The organism is Salmonella sp. SAL-020, assembly GCF_017372215.1.
Classification (GTDB): domain Bacteria; phylum Pseudomonadota; class Gammaproteobacteria; order Enterobacterales; family Enterobacteriaceae; genus Salmonella; species Salmonella enterica.
This window is the reverse complement of the sequence record NZ_CP071690.1, coordinates 1,211,212-1,230,752: the sequence shown is the minus strand read 5'-3', so window position 1 is coordinate 1,230,752 and position 19,541 is coordinate 1,211,212. Positions and strand designations below refer to the sequence as shown.

15 protein-coding genes are annotated in these 19,541 nt (G+C 53.4%); 7 read left to right on the top strand and 8 right to left on the bottom strand.

Features of this window, described 5'->3' with window-relative positions:
* Nucleotides 1-8 precede the first annotated feature (8 nt).
* Nucleotides 9-1,022, top strand: a complete 1,014-nt coding sequence (gene asrC / locus J1G48_RS05850) for a sulfite reductase subunit C (protein ID WP_000020685.1) — start codon at nt 9-11, stop codon at nt 1,020-1,022.
* Here the strand turns inward: asrC and J1G48_RS05845 are convergent, their stop codons facing one another.
* Both J1G48_RS05845 and J1G48_RS05840 read right to left on the bottom strand, forming a co-directional pair.
* Nucleotides 1,023-2,009 (bottom strand): nickel/cobalt transporter, encoded by a 987-nt coding sequence (locus J1G48_RS05845; RefSeq protein WP_000111020.1) that lies wholly within the window; start codon nt 2,007-2,009, stop codon nt 1,023-1,025.
* The gene (locus J1G48_RS05840) at nt 2,000-2,638 is read right to left on the bottom strand and encodes a DUF1007 family protein (protein ID WP_000805728.1); all 639 of its coding nucleotides are present in this window, start codon (nt 2,636-2,638) and stop codon (nt 2,000-2,002) included. The genes J1G48_RS05845 and J1G48_RS05840 overlap by 10 nt, the downstream gene beginning before the upstream one ends.
* Nucleotides 2,639-2,763: 125 nt before the next feature.
* On the opposite strand from J1G48_RS05840, the gene csiE reads away from it, so the two are divergent.
* Nucleotides 2,764-4,041, top strand: a complete 1,278-nt coding sequence (gene csiE, locus J1G48_RS05835; RefSeq protein WP_000982964.1) for a stationary phase inducible protein CsiE — start codon at nt 2,764-2,766, stop codon at nt 4,039-4,041.
* On the opposite strand, the gene J1G48_RS05830 is transcribed toward csiE, so the two are convergent.
* Both J1G48_RS05830 and glyA read right to left on the bottom strand, forming a co-directional pair.
* Nucleotides 4,036-5,175, bottom strand: a complete 1,140-nt coding sequence (locus J1G48_RS05830) for a 3-phenylpropionate MFS transporter (RefSeq protein WP_001173729.1) — start codon at nt 5,173-5,175, stop codon at nt 4,036-4,038. The genes csiE and J1G48_RS05830 overlap by 6 nt on opposite strands.
* A 195-nt stretch (nt 5,176-5,370) precedes the next feature.
* On the bottom strand, nt 5,371-6,624 hold the full coding sequence (gene glyA / locus J1G48_RS05825) for a serine hydroxymethyltransferase (protein ID WP_000919178.1): 1,254 nt from the start codon (nt 6,622-6,624) through the stop codon (nt 5,371-5,373).
* A gap of 324 nt (nt 6,625-6,948) precedes the next feature.
* Here glyA and hmpA point away from each other — a divergent pair, with 324 nt between their 5' ends.
* The 5 genes from hmpA to dtpD all read left to right on the top strand — a co-directional run bounded on the left by hmpA (nt 6,949) and on the right by dtpD (nt 15,300).
* Nucleotides 6,949-8,139 carry an NO-inducible flavohemoprotein gene (gene hmpA, locus J1G48_RS05820; protein ID WP_000883145.1) on the top strand — a complete coding sequence of 397 codons (1,191 nt, stop codon included), beginning with the start codon at nt 6,949-6,951 and terminating at the stop codon, nt 8,137-8,139.
* A gap of 181 nt (nt 8,140-8,320) precedes the next feature.
* Complete coding sequence (gene cadC, locus J1G48_RS05815; RefSeq protein WP_001187150.1) at nt 8,321-9,865, top strand: lysine decarboxylation/transport transcriptional activator CadC; 1,545 nt, start codon at nt 8,321-8,323, stop codon at nt 9,863-9,865.
* A 360-nt stretch (nt 9,866-10,225) separates the two neighbouring features.
* Nucleotides 10,226-11,557, top strand: coding sequence for a cadaverine/lysine antiporter (gene cadB, locus J1G48_RS05810; RefSeq protein ID WP_000100008.1), 1,332 nt, complete (start codon nt 10,226-10,228; stop codon nt 11,555-11,557).
* Nucleotides 11,558-11,639: 82 nt separating this feature from the next.
* Nucleotides 11,640-13,784 (top strand): lysine decarboxylase CadA, encoded by a 2,145-nt coding sequence (gene cadA, locus J1G48_RS05805; RefSeq protein WP_001100652.1) that lies wholly within the window; start codon nt 11,640-11,642, stop codon nt 13,782-13,784.
* A gap of 55 nt (nt 13,785-13,839) precedes the next feature.
* Nucleotides 13,840-15,300, top strand: coding sequence for a dipeptide permease DtpD (gene dtpD / locus J1G48_RS05800; protein ID WP_000856793.1), 1,461 nt, complete (start codon nt 13,840-13,842; stop codon nt 15,298-15,300).
* Between the two features lie 48 nt (nt 15,301-15,348).
* Here dtpD and glnB read toward each other — a convergent pair whose 3' ends face one another.
* The 4 genes from glnB to qseE form a co-directional block, all read right to left on the bottom strand.
* Complete coding sequence (gene glnB, locus J1G48_RS05795) at nt 15,349-15,687, bottom strand: nitrogen regulatory protein P-II (RefSeq protein WP_000717694.1); 339 nt, start codon at nt 15,685-15,687, stop codon at nt 15,349-15,351.
* A 76-nt stretch (nt 15,688-15,763) separates the two neighbouring features.
* Nucleotides 15,764-17,098, bottom strand: a complete 1,335-nt coding sequence (gene glrR, locus J1G48_RS05790) for a two-component system response regulator GlrR (RefSeq protein ID WP_024131115.1) — start codon at nt 17,096-17,098, stop codon at nt 15,764-15,766.
* Nucleotides 17,098-17,862 (bottom strand): two-component system QseEF-associated lipoprotein QseG, encoded by a 765-nt coding sequence (gene qseG, locus J1G48_RS05785; protein WP_001054239.1) that lies wholly within the window; start codon nt 17,860-17,862, stop codon nt 17,098-17,100. The genes glrR and qseG overlap by 1 nt, the downstream gene beginning before the upstream one ends.
* 1 nt (nt 17,863) lies before the next feature.
* On the bottom strand, nt 17,864-19,294 hold the full coding sequence (gene qseE, locus J1G48_RS05780; RefSeq protein ID WP_001676035.1) for a two component system sensor histidine kinase QseE/GlrK: 1,431 nt from the start codon (nt 19,292-19,294) through the stop codon (nt 17,864-17,866).
* Nucleotides 19,295-19,541: the final 247 nt, after the last annotated feature.

The window sequence follows — 19,541 nt, the reverse complement described above, 5'->3', positions numbered from 1 at the left end:
AGAACATCATGAGCATTGATATTGATATCATTAAAGCCCGTGCGAAAAACGAATATCGCCTGTCAAAAGTGCGCGGCGAAGCCATGATCAGCGTCCGCATTCCCGGCGGTATTTTGCCCGCGCATTTGCTAACGGTGGCGCGTGACATCGCCGAAACCTGGGGCAACGGACAAATTCACCTCACTACCCGCCAGAAGCTGGCGATGCCGGGTATCCGTTACGAAGATATCGACAACGTGAACGCTGCGCTGGAGCCGTTTCTTCGCGAGATTGAAATAGAACTGTGCGACGTCCAGGTTGAGGATACCAAAGCGGGCTATCTCGCTATTGGCGGGCGAAATATTGTCGCCTGTCAGGGGAACCGCATTTGCCAGAAAGCCAACACTGACACGACCGGTCTGTCCCGTCGTCTTGAAAAACTGGTCTATCCCAGCCCTTATCATCTCAAAACGGTCATCGTTGGCTGCCCGAATGATTGCGCGAAGGCGTCAATGGCCGATCTGGGAATTATTGGCGTGGCGAAAATGCGCTTCACTGCCGATCGCTGTATCGGCTGCGGCGCCTGCGTGAAGGCCTGTAGTCACCACGCGGTAGGCTGCCTGGCGCTGAAGAACGGCAAAGCGGTCAAAGAAGAGTCCGCCTGTATCGGCTGCGGCGAGTGCGTGCTGGCCTGTCCGACGCTGGCCTGGCAACGTAAGCCGGATCAGCTCTGGCAAGTCCGTCTGGGCGGACGCACCAGTAAAAAGACGCCGCGCGTCGGCAAGCTCTTCCTCAACTGGGTGACTGAAGATGTGATAAAGCAGGTGATCGTTAACCTGTATGAATTTGAAAAAGAGATGCTCGGCGGAAAACCGATCTATCTACATATGGGCCATCTGATCGACAAAGGCGGCTATCTGCGTTTTAAAGAACGGGTACTGCGCGGCGTTCAGCTCAATCCGGAAGCGATGGTCGCCGAACGCATTTACTGGGCCGAAGACGAATCCGTCGCGCGGATGCATCTCAAACCCGCCGGACACTAATCAACCACGCCATGGCCGCAGCCCGCCCACAGGCTGCGGCACGCTAAACCACATGACCAGCGCCGCAACAAGCAGTATGCCCCCTCCGGCCAGCGCCAGCGTTGACCAGCCTACCTGCCGCCATAACGCCGGCGCTTTGTTTCCACTGAGTTTCACCGCCAGATCACGAAAAGTGTGTACCAGCAGCGCCAGCGAGGTAATCGTTAGCGAGGTTCCCGCCGCCATCGCCAGTACCGACGCCATTCCCCAGCTAAAAACGCCAATCACTTTACTGAATAACAGCACCATTATCGCGCCGGAACAGGGCCGCATCCCCATAGACAGTACGATCATGAGTCGCGCGCGCCAGTCATCGCCGCTATGCAATTGTTCCTGCGTCGGTAAATGCTGATGTCCGCAGCCGCATTTTTCATGGTGAACATGGCGCGGCGTAAAAGCGATAAAGACAGGTTTACGTAGCAGCGCGCGTAACCTTTTTATGGCCCGCCAGCACAGCAAAATGCCCAGCCCGCCAACTAACGCATAGCTCCCCTTTTCCAGCCAGAAGCCGCTCAGATGGAGCTGCCTGGCCGGAAGTTGCAATACGGTCAGCACGCCCACCACCAACCCGATAGCCACGAGCCCCTGTAATAACGCGGCGGCGAGGGTTAACACGATACTCGATTTCAACTTCGAAGGATGCGTCGCCAGCCATGTCGCGATCACCACTTTGCCGTGTCCCGGCCCCAGCGCATGAAGCACGCCATACATAAAACTCAGCAGAAGCAACGATCCGCCCGCCCGCTCAGGATGCGTCGCCACCGCATTAAGCAGCGCGCTCAACTGCTGATTTACGTCCCGCTGCCAAAGAGCGCTTTTCAACATCACCTGCGGCCAGGCCTGCCATATCCACAGACCGCCAACCAGCATCAGCAGCAGGAATAACGCCAATGGCCACAGCGAGAGCCAGCGTCGCCCCGGAGTGCGTTGAGAAAAAATTACTGACATTGCAAGGTCACCGTTTGGGCAAACTGTTTACCTAAATCCATATCCTCCGGCGGCGCGTCCTCTTTATCCAGCGACTGGGCGAAACGTAGCGTCTCTTCGCCGGGCGCAGGAGTATAAACCTGAATCCGACACTTTTCGCGCAGCGGTTCCGGCATCGTGATATCGCTGTCCTGGTCATAATGCATATCGACATAATAAGAGGGATCAAACGTTGAAAAGGTATAAGTCTGTCCGCTTAACGGCTGCGGTTCAGCCAGCGGTAGCGTAAAGGTCAATACCGCCTGATGCGCGTCACGCGTCATACCGTATTCTGTCGGCCTGTTTTTAAACTTCACTTTCGCGCCATTGCGCCACACTTCTGTAAAGTAGTGCTGCCCAAGTACGTTAGCCATCACTTCCGCCGCCAACTTTTTCCATATTTCTGACCCCGGTGCCGCGTTTCCGGCGTCATACAGCAGATCTGCGGACGTCAGCGCGTCCATTGTCCAGCGCATTTTTAACGCCACAAATTGCTCATTTTCACTGACCACCTGCGTTTGCAGACGGATGAAGCTGTGCGGATGCGCCGCCGCCACGAAAGATAAAACGGCAAGAAATAGTGTTAAGGCGCTGCGTTTCACTGGCTTCATCTGTTCCTCGCGATAAAAATTCTGTGACACTCCTCAGCATTCCTGGCCTAAAAGCACGCTTATCACATTTTTCACACGCAAACTTTAGCTATCCTTACCAGACAAACTAACGGGAGACCTGACAGATGATGCCGACAATTGCCCCACCATCTGTACTTTCCGCTCCCCAGCGCCGCTGTCAGGTATTGCTGACGCTTTTCCAGCCGGAGCCAATTGCCACGGTGGAAATCTTCAGCGCGCTTAATGGCGTTGATGATGATACTGCCCGTGAGGATATCACTGAGACAAGCCTGGAGATCCAGCGCTATCATCGCCTTGCCATCACAACATGCCAAAACGGTTGCTATCGGATCGAAGGTACAGCACTCGATCAGCGCCTTTGCCTTTTACACTGGCTCAGGCGCGGCCTGCGTTTATGCCCGACCTTCGTCACGCAACAGTTTACCCCGGCCTTAAAAAACGCGCTAAAGCAGCGCGGTATCGCGCGTCCGCTGTATGACGATATTAATCTGCACGCGCTCATCAATCTGTGCGCCCGCCGGTTGCAAAAACCATTTGAACATCGCGACGTGCAGTTCCTGCGTCTCTTTTTACAGTATTGTCTGCTACAACACCATGCCGGCATCACCCCGGAATTCAACCCTGTGCAGCAGATTTGGGCGCAGTCGTGCGCGGAATATCCACTCGCCCAGGAAATTGGTCGTCACTGGCAGCGCCACGTGATGCAGGCCGCACCGCTCAATGAAGCGCTGTTTATGGCGTTACTGTTTTCAATGATTCGCCTCCCCGACCCGATTCGCGACACGCATCAACGGGCGCAGCAACTGCGACTGGAGGTGGCGCGGCTGGTGCTGCGCTTTCGAGAAAAAGGGAACGTACGCTTCAGCGACGAACAAGGGCTTAACGATCAGCTGTATGTCCATCTCGCCCAGGCGCTGAACCGAAGTTTATTCACGATTGGCATCGATAATACGCTTCCGGAAGAGTTCAACCGTCTTTATCCGCGTCTGGTTCGCACCACACGTGAGGCGCTCGCCGGGTTTGAAGCCGAATATGGTATCCACTTTTCCGAGGAAGAGACGGGGCTGGTGGCAGTGATTTTCGGCGCCTGGCTAATGCAGGATAACGATTTGCATGAGAGACAGATCGTATTGTTAGCGGATAAAAATGATGCGCTGGAGACGCATATTGAGCAGCAACTGCGTGAACTGACCCTGTTGCCGCTGAATATCAGACGGCTATCGCTCCAGGCATTTCAAAAAGAGGGATGCCCGCGCGGCGTAGCGCTGATTGTTACCCCTTACGCCACGCCGCTACCGCTCTTCTCACCGCCATTAATTCATGCGGATCGCACCCTCACAGAGCACCAACAGCAGCAGATCCGCAAGATCCTGGAATCATGACGCGGCAACCACTTTGGGCCGAAGGAAGATAGCGGGCAATGCCACCAGCGCCATAATCCAGAACACGCCGCCGCCCAGATGTTGATACAGAAAACCGGCAAATACCGTCATAATCGCGATGCTGCCGCCCATCGCCACAGCGGAATAGACGGCCTGCAAACGAATCACCTCGCTTCCCTGACGCGCAGCGATATAGCGCATGGCGGCCAGATGGCAAACGGTAAACGTGCCACAGTGCAGGATTTGTATCACAATCAGCCACGGCAACGCCGTACTCCAGCCCATCAGTCCCCAGCGTACCACGCCGCACACAGCGGAAAGCAACAGCAAGTCGCGGGCGCTAAACCGGCGAAATAGCTTTTTACTCAGGGCGAAAATGATCACTTCCGCCACCACGCCCAACGACCATAAATAGCCGACCGCCGATGCTGAATAGCCAGCCCCCTGCCAGTAGATGGCGCTAAAACCGTAGTAGGCGGCGTGCGCCCCTTGCAGCAAACAGACGCAGGCGAGAAAACGCCAACTTTGTGCCACCAGCGTACGCCAGGCGGGCCAGCCTGCGCTCTCCTGCTGACGGCTTTCCCCTTGCGGCGGCACGCTGGGACGTAACAACATACCCAGCAACATCGAGGCGACGCCGAGCGTCAGTAGCGCCAGAATCGCCTGGTAATCGTATAAACTCACCAGCTTACCGGTCAGCGCCGACCCTATCACGAAGGCGATGGACCCCCACAGCCGCACCCGACCATAGTCCAGGGTAATTTGCTTTTGCCAGGTATTGGCCAGCGCATCGGTCAGCGGCACCAGTGGTGAAAAGAAGAGGTTAAACCCAACCATCACCACCATTAGCCACGCGACATGCGTTCCTGCCCAAAATGCCAGCGCAAATACCAGCGTCAGCAATGCCAGTACGCGCAGCGCGGAGATCAACCGCGAAGGATCGCTTACGCGAGGCGCAATGAGCAGACTACCGAGAAAACGCGCGACCAGACCCACGCCCAGCAGAAGACCGATGGTTTCCGGCGTTAGCCCAAGACCTTTGAGCCAGACGCTCCAGAAGGGCAGAAAAATACCGTAACTAAAGAAGTAGGTGAAATAACTGAGCGCCAGCCAGCGCGTGGAATGCAATGCCATGATTCCCTCCCGTTTGGAGGCGATAGTCTGGCGGTAAACGGTTGCGCTGGCAAGGGTAACATAAGGTTAACAGGCGGAGGGAGAAGTTCAAACGGCAACGCCGCCGGATAATGACTTCCGGCGGCGTCACGTTATGGCGCATAAGTAATGCCCGACAGACGCAGCGCCATCGGGCCATTCTCACAACACAAGCGCTTACGCGTAAACCGGGAAGCGGGCGCAGATATCCAGCACTTTCGCTTTCACGCGTTCAATGGTGGCTTCATCATTGATGTTGTCCAGCACGTCACACATCCAGCCAGCCAGCTCTTTCACTTCCGCTTCTTTGAAGCCGCGACGAGTGACCGCCGGAGAACCGATACGGATACCGGAAGTCACGAACGGGCTCTTAGGATCGTTCGGCACGCTGTTTTTGTTCACGGTGATGTTAGCGCGGCCCAGCGCGGCGTCAGCTTCTTTACCGGTCAGGTTTTTATCCACCAGGTCCAGCAGGAACAGGTGGTTCTCAGTGCCGCCAGACACCACTTTGTAGCCGCGGTTCAGGAACACTTCCACCATCGCTTTGGCGTTTTTCGCCACCTGCTGCTGGTAAACTTTGAACTCCGGCTCCATCGCTTCTTTCAGTGCCACCGCTTTACCCGCGATCACGTGCATCAGCGGGCCGCCCTGCGCGCTTGGGAAGACGGCGGAGTTCAGTTTTTTGTACAGCTCTTCATCGCCGCCTTTCGCCAGGATCAGGCCGCCGCGCGGACCCGCCAGGGTTTTGTGGGTGGTGGTGGTGACAACGTGAGCGTGCGGAACCGGGTTCGGGTAAACGCCTGCGGCAATCAGGCCCGCCACGTGCGCCATGTCGACAAACAGGTATGCGCCGATGCTGTCAGCGATTTCACGCATTTTTGCCCAGTCAACCACGCCGGAGTAGGCAGAGAAGCCACCGATAATCATCTTCGGCTTGTGCTCTTTGGCCAGCTTCGCCATCTCGTCATAGTCAATTTTACCGGACTCATCGATACCGTAAGGTACGATGTTGTACAGTTTACCGGAGAAGTTAACCGGGGAGCCGTGAGTCAGGTGGCCGCCCTGCGCCAGGTTCATACCCAGAACGGTATCGCCCGGCTGCAGCAGCGCGGTGTAAACAGCGAAGTTAGCCTGAGAACCGGAGTGCGGCTGCACGTTAGCGTAGTCGGCGCCGAACAGTTCTTTCGCGCGGTCGATAGCCAGCTGCTCTACGACATCAACGTATTCGCAACCGCCGTAGTAGCGCTTGCCCGGATATCCTTCAGCGTATTTGTTGGTCAGCTGAGACCCCTGCGCCTGCATCACGCGCGGGCTGGTGTAGTTTTCGGAGGCGATCAGTTCGATGTGCTCTTCCTGACGTACTTTTTCCTGCTCCATAGCCTGCCACAATTCGGCATCATAATCGGCAATGTTCATTTCACGCTTTAACATCCGCATCTCCTGACTCAGCTAACAATAAAATTTGTGCCTGAAAAGGCAGTCCGTGGGACTTCGGCCAACAGTATAACCGAATCATTCTTCGATAACAGGTCTTGACAAAGGTTTTTACGCAAACGATTACCTATGCGTCAGATAAGGGTTTCCTGAACGAGAGCCTGACGAATTTCAACGGATTTCTTTTCAGCTTTGTGATGCAGATTTTTCACGTTGTTACCTCCATAACGTAAAGCAGAGAAGATCCATTTACAATGCAAGGGTATTTTTATAAGATGCATTTGATATACATCATTAGATTTTCACATAAAGGAAGCACGTATGCTTGACGCACAAACCATCGCTACAGTAAAGGCCACCATTCCCCTGCTGGTTGAAACAGGACCGAAACTGACCGCCCACTTCTACGACCGTATGTTTACGCATAACCCGGAGCTCAAAGAAATCTTCAATATGAGCAACCAGCGTAACGGCGATCAGCGTGAAGCCCTGTTTAATGCTATCGCGGCCTACGCCAGCAATATCGAAAATTTACCGGCGTTGCTGCCGGCGGTAGAAAAAATCGCGCAGAAGCACACCAGCTTCCAGATTAAGCCGGAGCAGTACAACATCGTCGGGACGCATCTGCTGGCGACGCTGGACGAAATGTTCAACCCGGGCCAGGAAGTGCTGGACGCGTGGGGCAAAGCCTATGGCGTACTGGCTAACGTCTTTATTCATCGGGAAGCCGAGATTTATCACGAGAACGCCAGCAAAGACGGCGGCTGGGAAGGCACGCGCCCCTTCCGCATCGTTGCGAAAACCCCGCGTAGCGCACTGATCACCAGCTTTGAGTTTGAACCGGTCGACGGCGGTACGGTGGCGGAATACCGTCCCGGGCAGTATCTGGGGGTCTGGCTGAAGCCGGAAGGTTTTGCGCATCAGGAGATCCGCCAATATTCACTGACCCGTAAACCCGATGGCAAAGGGTACCGTATTGCCGTGAAGCGTGAAGACGGCGGCCAGGTATCAAACTGGTTACACCATCACGCCAGCGTGGGCGATGTGGTGCATCTGGCTGCGCCGGCAGGTGACTTCTTTATGAATGTCGCCGCTGATACCCCCGTTTCGCTGATTTCCGCTGGCGTCGGCCAGACGCCGATGTTAGCGATGCTCGATACGCTGGCGAAAGAACAGCATACCGCGCAGGTGAACTGGTTCCACGCGGCGGAGAACGGCGACGTCCATGCGTTTGCCGACGAAGTGAGCGAGCTGGGCCGTACACTGCCGCGTTTCACTGCCCATACCTGGTACCGCGAGCCGACTGAGGCCGATCGCGCCCAACGCCTCTTCGACAGCGAAGGGCTGATGGATTTAAGCAAACTGGAAGCTGCGATCAGCGATCCGGCAATGCAGTTCTATCTTTGCGGCCCGGTAGGTTTTATGCAGTTTGCCGCAAAACAACTGGTTTCACTTGGCGTGAATCACGAAAACATTCATTACGAATGCTTCGGCCCGCATAAAGTGCTGTAATTGCAAGAAATCCTCTGAAAAAAAGGGCGTTATCGTTAAGGCGAACGCCCGTTTTCCTCCCCGTTCCCCTGCTTATTGCGCTGCTTTTTATGCCTTTCTTTTACAAAAAAGGGGAATAAAAAAAGTCTGTGCAAATCGTGTTATTATTAACGTTTGACTTAGCTCGTTAGGGCATCTTTTTATGCAGCAACCTGTTGTACGCATTGGAGAGTGGCTGGTTACACCTTCTGTTAATCAGATCAGTCGTCAGGGACGCCAGATTACTCTTGAACCACGGCTGATCGATCTTCTGATGTATTTTGCGCATCACCCGGATGAAGTGTTAAGCCGGGATAACATTATTGATCATGTCTGGATGCGCACCATCGTGACCAACCATGTTGTCACCCAAAGCATTTCTGAACTACGCAAATCATTAAGAGATGGCGGAGACAGCAATGCTGAATACATCGTTACCGTACCTAAACGCGGCTATAAGCTGACGGCGCCGGTTATCTGGTGCGAAGAAAATAGCGATGAGATCGATAATTCATCAACGTCGCCGCCGCCGCCGATCGCAGCGACGAATGCAGAACCGACAGAGGGGGTTACTGCCGCTACGCCTGTGCCGCCCGCCTCTTTGCAAACGCCGACTAAAAAGGCGAAAAAGCCGCGTATCGCCGCTTTCTGGACGTGGGTGATGTTCCTGCTCTCGCTGGCGACGCTGGTGGTGTTTATCGTGATGTCGGTGGTAGATCATAATGCCGCGGTAACAAAAACGCGGTTATTACTTAACCCACGAGATATAGATGTTCGTTTTGAAGGCGGCAATTCCTGTAATAACTGGGTCTCGCAGGAGTCCTACGCTATCGGTCTGGGCGGCTTAATCACCGACTTGCTGAACACCTACTCGACCTTTATGGTACATGATAAAACCAATTACCGGGTCAATGAGCCAAGCAGCTCCGGTAAGACGTTAACCATTCAGTTTGTCAATCAGCGCCACTATCGGGCGCAGCAGTGCTTTATGTCTGTGGTGCTCATTGATAACGCCGATGGTTCAACCATGCTGGATAAGCGTTATTTCGTCACCAATACTAACCAGTTGTCCATCCAGGATGATCTGTTTAATAGCCTGTCTTTCGTTTTAACACAGCCCTGGCCTAATCGTATGCGAGAACAACTGGCCCTGTTCAGAACGCCGCAAAATACCGCGCTGATGCGTTTTTATGAGGCGCGCCAGCTTATTCTGAGCGGCGATGCGCAGGCGCTAGGTAAAGCCAGCGATATTCTGAATGGCATTATTAAGGAAACGCCTGATTTCAACTATGCCTATGAATATAAAGTGCTGGTAGATGTATTACGGCAATCACAACAGCCGTTTGATAAAGAACAAGTGGCTGCGCTGAACGAAGAGTTTAAAAAAATAGATCAAATTCCGGGCGTTGAGAAAACGTCTGTTTATTATAAAATCAAGACCGTTGATCTTTTGGGCAAAGGTGATATCGATGCAGCGTATGAGGAAATCAATAAAAGCATCGAGCTTGAAATGTCGTGGTTTAACTATGTCCTGTTGGGGAAAGTTTACGAAATGAAAGGTGAGAATCGTCTGGCCGCTGATGCCTATCTGACCGCCTTTAATTTACGTCCAGGTGAAAACACGCTGTACTGGATCGAGAACGGCGTATTTCAGACATCCGTTCAGAAAATTGTCCCTTATCTGAATAGTTTTCTGGCAGAAGATTAAATTTAACGCTGAACCATGACAAATAAAAGCGAAAAGATATTAAATTTTTCGCTTTTATTTTGTGAAGAACATGTTGCCAAAAATAGCTTATGTTAATTTTGGCAACATGTTCATCGCAAAGAAATGTAAATATAACTCTTTGTAATTAAACGATGTTTATCCTTTCATGATATTTTCCATGATATTTATATGTTAATTCAAAAAAATCAATCTATCAGTTTTTTCATGTTTGTGTTTATTTCACTTTTTCTTTAGGACTTATCTCAACCCATTCGTTAATCTTGTCGACAGTTGAACGGGCACGCAGCATATATGAAGCATAAGCCCGGTTCTTAAAAATACAGCTCAGGAGAAATGAACATGAGTTCTGTCAAAAAGATCGGGCTATTTGCCTGTACTGGCGTCGTTGCCGGTAATATGATGGGGAGCGGGATTGCATTATTACCCGCCAACCTTGCCAGTATTGGTGGCATTGCCATCTGGGGCTGGGTAATTTCTATTATTGGGGCAATGTCGCTGGCTTATGTTTATGCGAGGCTGGCAACCAAAAACCCTCAACAGGGTGGCCCTATCGCTTATGCTGGGGAAATATCTCCGGCGTTTGGTTTCCAGACCGGCGTTCTTTATTATCACGCAAACTGGATTGGTAACTTAGCCATCGGCATTACCGCTGTTTCTTATCTTTCTACGTTCTTCCCGGCATTAAATAATCCAATACCGGCAGGTATTGCCTGTATTGCTATCGTCTGGCTGTTCACCTTTATTAATATGCTGGGTGGGGCCTGGGTCAGCCGCTTGACAACGATTGGCCTATTCCTGGTGCTGATCCCGGTAGTCTTGACCGCAGTCGCCGGCTGGCATTGGTTCGATATCGCGACCTATCACGCGAACTGGAACACGTCCACGACGACCGACTCTCACGCCATTGTTAAAAGTATTCTGCTCTGCCTGTGGGCGTTCGTTGGCGTTGAGTCTGCCGCCGTCAGCACCGGCATGGTGAAAAACCCGAAACGCACCGTACCGCTGGCAACCATGCTGGGTACCGCGCTGGCAGGCATCATCTATATCGCCGCGACTCAGGTTATCGCCGGGATGTTCCCAGCTTCCGTTATGGCCTCTTCCGGCGCGCCGTTCGCTATCAGTACCTCCACGATTCTGGGTGGCTGGGCTGCGCCGCTGGTTTCCGCCTTTACCGCTTTCGCCTGCCTGACGTCTCTGGGCTCCTGGATGATGCTGGTCGGCCAGGCTGGGGTTCGCGCCGCCAACGACGGCAACTTCCCGAAAATTTACGGTGAAATGGATAAAAACGGTATTCCGAAAAAAGGTCTGCTGTTGGCTGCGGTGAAAATGACGGCGCTGATGATTCTGATCACCATCATGAACTCCAGCGGCGGTAAAGCGTCCGACCTGTTCGGCGAACTGACCGGGATTGCCGTACTGCTTACCATGCTGCCGTACTTCTACTCCTGTGTTGACCTGATTCGCTTCGAAGGGTTCAACATCCGTAACTCGGTAAGCCTGATTTGTTCTGTACTGGGCTGCGCATTTTGCTTCATCGCACTGATGGGCGCCAGCTCCTTCGAACTCTCCGGCACCTTTATCGTCAGTCTGATCATCCTGATGTTCTACGGTCGCAAAATGCACCAGCGCCAGAACAACGACAGCGACAACAATACGGCTGAAGCGCTTTAACCGCTAACTCCTTTTTCTCAAAGCCCCTTTCGTCACCTGCTATAGCGTAGCGGGAGGGGCCCACTTTACCAGGAACAAGACTATGAACGTTATTGCTATCATGAACCACATGGGCGTCTACTTTAAAGAAGAGCCTATTCGTGAACTGCATCGTGCACTGGAAGGTTTAAATTTCCGTATCGTCTATCCAAACGACCGAGAAGACCTGCTGAAGCTGATTGAAAATAACTCCCGCCTTTGCGGCGTCATTTTCGACTGGGATAAATATAACCTTGAGCTTTGCGAAGAGATTAGCAAGCTGAACGAGTATATGCCGCTGTACGCCTTCGCCAACAGCTACTCTACGCTGGACGTCAGCCTCAACGATCTGAGAATGCAGGTTCGCTTCTTTGAATATGCTTTAGGCGCCGCAGCCGATATCGCGGCGAAAATTCGCCAGAATACCGATGAATACATCGACAATATTCTACCGCCGCTGACAAAAGCGCTGTTCAAATATGTGCGCGAAGGGAAATATACTTTCTGTACGCCTGGCCACATGGGCGGGACCGCTTTCCAGAAAAGCCCCGTCGGCAGCATCTTTTATGATTTCTTCGGCCCGAACACGATGAAATCCGATATTTCGATTTCCGTTTCTGAACTGGGTTCGCTGCTGGACCACTCCGGCCCGCATAAAGAAGCGGAAGAGTATATCGCCCGCGTCTTTAACGCCGAACGTAGCTACATGGTGACGAACGGCACCTCTACGGCGAACAAAATCGTCGGTATGTACTCCGCGCCGGCAGGCAGCACGGTACTGATTGACCGTAACTGCCATAAATCGCTGACCCATCTGATGATGATGAGCGACATTACGCCGATTTATTTCCGCCCAACCCGTAACGCCTACGGTATTCTTGGCGGTATTCCGCAAAGCGAGTTCCAGCACGCCACTATCGCTAAACGGGTAAAAGAGACGCCTAACGCGACCTGGCCGGTCCATGCTGTTATTACTAACTCAACCTATGACGGTCTGTTGTATAACACTGACTACATCAAGAAAACTCTGGATGTGAAGTCCATTCATTTTGACTCCGCCTGGGTGCCTTATACCAATTTCTCCCCTATTTATCAGGGTAAATGCGGTATGAGCGGCGACCGTGTAGAAGGCAAAATCATTTATGAAACCCAGTCCACGCATAAACTGCTGGCGGCGTTTTCACAGGCATCCATGATTCATGTTAAAGGCGACATTAACGAAGAAACCTTTAACGAAGCCTACATGATGCATACCACCACTTCTCCGCACTACGGTATCGTAGCGTCTACTGAAACCGCAGCGGCGATGATGAAAGGTAATGCGGGTAAACGCCTGATTAACGGCTCTATTGAACGTGCGATTAAATTCCGTAAAGAAATTAAACGCCTGAAAAGCGAATCCGACGGCTGGTTCTTTGACGTATGGCAGCCGGAACATATCGATGGAGCTGAGTGCTGGCCGCTGCGTTCAGATAGCGCATGGCATGGCTTCAAAAATATCGATAACGAACACATGTACCTCGACCCGATCAAAGTCACTATCCTGACGCCGGGGATGAAGAAAGACGGTACGATGGATGAATTCGGTATTCCGGCAAGTCTGGTCGCCAAATATCTCGATGAACGCGGCATCATCGTAGAAAAAACCGGTCCATACAACCTGCTGTTCCTGTTCAGCATTGGTATCGACAAAACCAAAGCTCTGAGCCTGCTGCGCGCGCTCACTGAATTTAAACGCGCCTTTGACCTGAACCTGCGCGTCAAAAACATTCTGCCGGCACTGTACCGCGAAGCGCCTGAGTTTTATGAAAATATGCGCATCCAGGAACTGGCGCAGAATATTCATAAACTGGTCGAACATCATAATCTGCCGGACTTAATGTACCGTGCGTTTGAAGTGCTGCCGAAAATGGTGATGACGCCGTATACTGCGTTCCAGAAAGAGCTGCATGGCGAAACGGAAGAGGTGTATCTTGAAGAGATGGTTGGACGCGTCAACGCCAACATGATCCTTCCTTACCCTCCGGGAGTGCCGCTGGTGATGCCTGGTGAAATGATCACCGAGGAAAGCCGTCCGGTACTGGAATTCCTGCAAATGCTGTGCGAAATCGGCGCCCACTATCCGGGCTTCGAAACCGATATCCACGGCGCCTATCGTCAGGCAGACGGACGTTACACCGTTAAAGTGCTGAAAGAAAATACGAAATAAGTACCAAAGGGAAGTGGCTTGCCACTTCCCTTTTTTCACGCAGCAAGGAGACTTTATGAAAACACCCTCACAACCGCGCGCGATTTTTTACATCGTGGCGATTCAAATTTGGGAATACTTCAGCTTTTACGGCATGCGTGCCTTACTCATCCTTTATCTTACCCACCAGCTTGGTTTTAATGACAGCCACGCGATCAACCTCTTCAGCGCCTACGCCTCTTTAGTTTACGTTACCCCTATTCTTGGCGGCTGGCTTGCCGACCGCCTGCTTGGCAACCGCGTGGCGGTTATCACCGGCGCCTTATTGATGACGCTGGGTCATGTGGTATTGGGCTTAGAATCTGATTCAACGCTGAGTTTATATGCGGCGCTGGCCATTATTATCTGCGGCTACGGCTTGTTTAAATCCAATATTAGCTGTCTGCTGGGCGAACTTTACGCCCCTGATGACAACCGCCGCGACGGGGGATTCTCGCTGCTCTACGCCGCCGGGAATATTGGATCGATAGCCGCGCCGATCGCCTGTGGTCTGGCGGCGCAGTGGTATGGCTGGCATGTCGGCTTTGCGCTGGCGGGCGTGGGAATGTTCATCGGCCTGCTCATCTTTTTAAGCGGTCATCGCCACTTTCAGCAGACGCGTGGGGTTAATCGCCCCGCGCTGCGGGCGGTTAAATTCGCCCTTCCAACCTGGGGTTGGCTGGTATTAATGCTGTGTATCGCGCCGGTATTCTTCACCCTCCTGCTGGAAAATAACTGGTCTGGCTATGTGCTGGCCATTGTCTGCGTCTTCGCGGCGCAACTTATCGCCCGTATTATGGTTAAATTTCCCGAGCACCGTCGCGCCTTGTGGCAAATCGTTCTGTTAATGATCACCGGCACTCTCTTTTGGGTTCTGGCGCAGCAGGGCGGAAGTTCGATCAGTTTATTCATCGACCGTTTTGTCAACCGCCACTGGCTGAATATGACCGTCCCCACCGCATTGTTCCAGTCGGTCAATGCGATTGCGGTGATGGCGGCGGGCGTGGTGCTGGCGTGGCTGAGCAGCCCGAAAGAGAGCGCCCGCTCGGTGCTGCGCGTCTGGCTTAAATTTGCCGTGGGGCTGGTATTAATGGGCGGCGGTTTTATGCTGCTGGCGCTAAACGCGCATCAGGCCCGGTTAGACGGGCAGGCATCAATGGGAATGATGATCGCAGGGCTGGCACTGATGGGCTTTGCAGAGCTGTTTATTGATCCGGTCGCGATGGCGCAAATTACCCGCCTCAACCTGCCTGGCGTCACGGGCGTGCTGACCGGTATTTATATGCTGGCGACCGGCGCGGTCGCTAACTGGCTGGCTGGCGTCGTCGCGCAACAAACCACGGAATCGCAAATTAGTGATACGGCGGTAGCCGCCTACGGACACTTTTTCTCGCAAATGGGCGAGTGGACGCTAAGTTGCGTGGCGCTGATCGTCGCCATTGTCGGCCTGAGATGGGTTTGCACCCGGACTACATCGGCGCTACCGCAGGGCGATTAAACGGTGGTTCGCTGCCCACAAGGAGGGGACGGGCAGCGAATCGGCACATCAGATAGCCGCGTCGTCTTCTTCGCCAGTACGGATACGAATAACGCGGGCGACATCAAAGACAAAGATCTTACCGTCGCCGATTTTCCCCGTCTGCGCGGTACGAATGATGGTGTCAACACAGGTATCCACGATGTCGTCAGGCACAACGATCTCAATTTTTACCTTCGGCAGAAAATCCACCATATATTCCGCGCCGCGATACAGCTCGGTGTGGCCTTTTTGACGGCCAAAGCCTTTGACTTCAGTGACCGTCATCCCGGTAATACCTACCTCGGCCAGCGCTTCACGGACATCGTCCAGCTTGAAGGGTTTAATAATCGCATCAATCTTTTTCATGCTATTCCTTGAAAAGGTCGCCTGTGTTTTGATCGGTTAAACGTAACATATTTCGCGCTACTTTACGGCATGAAAACTACTCTTTGAAATCATTCGCATCCAGTTCGTGGCGGGAGAGTAGCTTATAGAATTCCGTGCGGTTGCGCCCCGCCATCCTTGCCGCGTGCGTCACGTTACCTTTGGTAATTTGCAGTAACTTGCGCAGATAGTTCAGTTCAAATTGGTTTCGCGCTTCGGCAAAAGTTGGCAACGCGGTGTTTTCGCCTTCCAGCGCCTGCTCGACCAACGCATCGCTGATCACCGGCGAAGAGGTTAACGCCACGCATTGTTCAATGACGTTGACCAGTTGGCGCACGTTGCCCGGCCAACTTGCCGTCATCAGCCGTTTCATTGCATCAGTAGAAAAGGCGCGAACAAACGGTTTATGCCGCTGTGCCGACTGTCTGAGCAGATGATTAGCCAGCAGCGGAATATCCTCGGTACGCTCCGCCAGCGCCGGAATTTTCAGGCTCACGACATTCAGCCGGTAGTACAAATCTTCACGAAATTCGCCCCGCGCCATCGCCTTCGGCAGATCGCGGTGCGTCGCGGAAATAATTCGCACGTCGATATCAATATCGCGATTGCTGCCCAGCGGCCTGACTTTACGCTCCTGTAACACCCGCAGCAGCTTCACCTGTAACGGCGCGGGCATATCGCCAATTTCATCCAGAAACAGCGTGCCGCCTTCCGCCGCCTGGAACAACCCTTCACGATTGCTCACTGCGCCGGTAAAGGCGCCGCGCGCATGGCCGAATAATTCGGACTCCAGCAACTGTTCCGGCAACGCGCCGCAGTTGATGGCGACAAACGGCTTGTTACTGCGCGGGCTGGCATTATGAATCGCCTGTGCGAAAATCTCTTTCCCGGTGCCGCTTTGTCCGTTAATCAATACGCTGACATCCGACTGCGCGACCATGCGCGCCTGTTCAAGCAGTCGCAGCATCAGCGGGCTACGGGTAACGATAGCGTTGCGCCAGCTATCGTCCGTCGCGGGAGCGGACTGCTCCAGCGCTTCATCTATCGCTTTATATAACGCGTCTCTGTCGATCGGCTTCGTCAAAAAGCTGAATACGCCTTTCTGGGTAGCGGCCACCGCATCCGGAATAGAACCATGCGCCGTCAGAATGATAACCGGCATTCCCGGCTGTACTTTCTGAATTTCTGTGAACAGTTGCATACCATCCATTTCATCCATGCGCAGGTCGCTTATTACCAGATCCACTTTTTCCCGATGCAGTACCCGCAGTCCTTCCTGGCCGCTCTCTGCGGTCACTACACTGTATCCTTCACTGGTCAGGCGCATACCGAGCAATTTCAGTAATCCGGGATCGTCATCGACCAGCAGCAGGTGCGCCGGTTTACGGCTTATCATGGCGTTACCTCATCTTGTGACGGCGACGGCGCCGCGCCATCTTCAGACGTCGCGGGTTTGTCATTCGTATGCGGCGTATCGGCGTTGTAATTCCCTGCCGGTTTTCGTGTCGAAAGCTGGCGCTCAATATCGGTTAAACTCTCCAGCTTACGGGTGGTAAGATCGAGCTGCGTTTGCAAGGCCTGTTGCTGCTGGCGCAGCGCATCAAGCTCACTATCTGACGTTTGCTGGAGCTTGCTATAACGCTGACGTTCGGCAGAAAGTGCTAATTGCAGCGCCTGACCGTCATGCCAGATTTGGTAGACGGGCCGTACCTGAGCCGGTATTTGCGCGCTTAACGCCTCCAGACGGGTCACTATGGCGCGCCGCTCCGGCGGCGTAATTTTTGCATCCGCCAGTAAAATCCCGCGCCTGAAGGCATTTTGCCAGTTATCATCCGTCAACGCGCGCGCCTCTGCGCGCGACTGAACCGGCATCAGACGATCGGCGCAGTCAATCGTGCGTAGCCAGTACAGCGGATTCGTCTCCACCGCCTGCCCGCGTAGCGACCAGATATCCGCGCACGCCGTCGGGAGATAATCCGCCAGTTGATAATGGGGGAGCGTGTCCTGCGCTGCGCTACCGGGCAGTTGCTGTGAAGCATGGGGAACACATGCGGTCAGCGCCAGACACGATATGCCCACCGGTATTCCCCACCGCAAAAGGCATCGTTTAATAGTTTGGACGAAAACGTGTGACATACGCACCAGGCTTAAATTCATATTAGTGTTTGTCAGATGCAGGCAGCGGCAGCGAGATGCGAAAACAGACTTCCTGCGCTTTGTCATCCACCAGTTGGATCTCTCCCTGCATTCGACGAATACAATCTCTGGCGATACTCAGCCCTAGCCCACTGCCTTTTACCGCCCCTTTTCGCTGGTGGCTTCCCTGGAAAAAAGGCTCAAAAATCATTTCTCTTTCGGTTTGCGGAATCGGCTCGCCGCTATTAACCACATCGATATAAACCGTGGAGCCCTGAGAGCGACTACGGATACAAATGTTACCGGATTCAGCGCCATAGTGCACCGCGTTGGAATAGAGATTATCCAGCACGCTCATCAGCAACATGGGCTCTGCTATGCAGCGTTCGGCCTCCAGGTCGACATCGGTATGCATCATTTTAGCGCGGGCAGGCAAACTGTGGGCGGAAACCACCATATCCACAAGCGGCGCGATATCGACCGCTTCCAGCTCTGTGGCACTGTCTACCAGTTTCCGGTTGTAATCAAGCAATTGCTCAATCAATTTTTGTAAATTACGACTGCTGTCATCCAGAATATCGACCACCTCTTTTTGCTCCGGCGTCAGCGGCCCAACCACCTGATCGGCCAGCAGCTCTGTCCCCTCGCGCATACTGGCCAGCGGGGTTTTCAGCTCATGGGACAAGTGACGTAGAAACTGATGGCGCTGGGATTCCAGCCACGCCAGACGCTCACTCAGCCAGATAATGCGCTGCCCCACCGATCGTAATTCACGCGGACCGGTAAAGGTGACGGTATTCCCTAAAGAACGGCCTTCGCCCAGGCGATTAATCATCCGTTCAATTCCTTTCACCGGCCCGATAATCATGCGGGTAAAAAGTAGCACCATCGCCAGGCTCACCAGAAATAGCACCAGCGCCTGCCAGCCGAAAAATTGTCCGCGCTCGGCGATTTCTTGTTGTAACTGTTGCCCACGCGAATAAACCACAGTACGCGTCGCCTGCACCATTTCCGTATTCGCGTTGGCAAAGGCCTCCAGACGCGCGGCCGCTGCCGCTTCCGGGCCGCTATCTTTACACTGCAATTGCGCCAGCGCGTTTAAATCCTGGCGTAACGCCTGATACAACTTATCATCCGGCAAGACGCCGGCATGGGCGTCCAGCATATCGCTATAGCGCTTACGCTGGCTTTGATACACTTTTGCCAGCGTCGGATCGTCAAGCACACAATACTGTCGGTAGCTTCGCTCCATCTCCAGCGCGACGTTGGTCATCGCCTCGCTGCGCCGGGCGTCAATAAGCGTGCTGCGGTTAGTCACCGCAGCCTGATCGCTTAACGCGTTAAGGCTTTGCCACGCCTGCCAGGCCAGAACCAGCAACGGCAGCAGGATCAGCAAAAAGGCCAGCATGACCAATTGTCGTAAAGAACGGGGGAAAACAGACCAGCGCTTCAACGTGTCGCTCACATAAAAGAAGAATAAAAAAGATGCTAACCGAGGGAAGCGCCAGATACAACAAAGCCGGGCTAAACCCGGCTTTGTTATGGAATAAGGCGGTGCCTAACTCGACGTTTCGCCCGGAGGTTGATAAAGCTACGCTATTATCAGAAGTTGGACGGCAGGCACCTTGTTGTGCGTCATTCGAAGTTTATGTAGCGCGTCCCTAAGGGGCTGACATAAGAAGGTGAATGAGCCACTGGTT

Coding starts and splice junctions, on each gene's coding strand:
- hmpA (WP_000883145.1), top strand. CDS start 6,949: ATGCTTGACGCACAAACCATCGCTACAGTAAAGGCCACCATTCCCCTG.
- cadA (WP_001100652.1), top strand. CDS start 11,640: ATGAACGTTATTGCTATCATGAACCACATGGGCGTCTACTTTAAAGAA.
- asrC (WP_000020685.1), top strand. CDS start 9: ATGAGCATTGATATTGATATCATTAAAGCCCGTGCGAAAAACGAATAT.
- qseG (WP_001054239.1), bottom strand. CDS start 17,862: ATGAATTTAAGCCTGGTGCGTATGTCACACGTTTTCGTCCAAACTATT.
- dtpD (WP_000856793.1), top strand. CDS start 13,840: ATGAAAACACCCTCACAACCGCGCGCGATTTTTTACATCGTGGCGATT.
- J1G48_RS05830 (WP_001173729.1), bottom strand. CDS start 5,175: ATGGCATTGCATTCCACGCGCTGGCTGGCGCTCAGTTATTTCACCTAC.
- glyA (WP_000919178.1), bottom strand. CDS start 6,624: ATGTTAAAGCGTGAAATGAACATTGCCGATTATGATGCCGAATTGTGG.
- glnB (WP_000717694.1), bottom strand. CDS start 15,687: ATGAAAAAGATTGATGCGATTATTAAACCCTTCAAGCTGGACGATGTC.
- csiE (WP_000982964.1), top strand. CDS start 2,764: ATGATGCCGACAATTGCCCCACCATCTGTACTTTCCGCTCCCCAGCGC.
- cadB (WP_000100008.1), top strand. CDS start 10,226: ATGAGTTCTGTCAAAAAGATCGGGCTATTTGCCTGTACTGGCGTCGTT.
- J1G48_RS05845 (WP_000111020.1), bottom strand. CDS start 2,009: ATGTCAGTAATTTTTTCTCAACGCACTCCGGGGCGACGCTGGCTCTCG.
- cadC (WP_001187150.1), top strand. CDS start 8,321: ATGCAGCAACCTGTTGTACGCATTGGAGAGTGGCTGGTTACACCTTCT.
- J1G48_RS05840 (WP_000805728.1), bottom strand. CDS start 2,638: ATGAAGCCAGTGAAACGCAGCGCCTTAACACTATTTCTTGCCGTTTTA.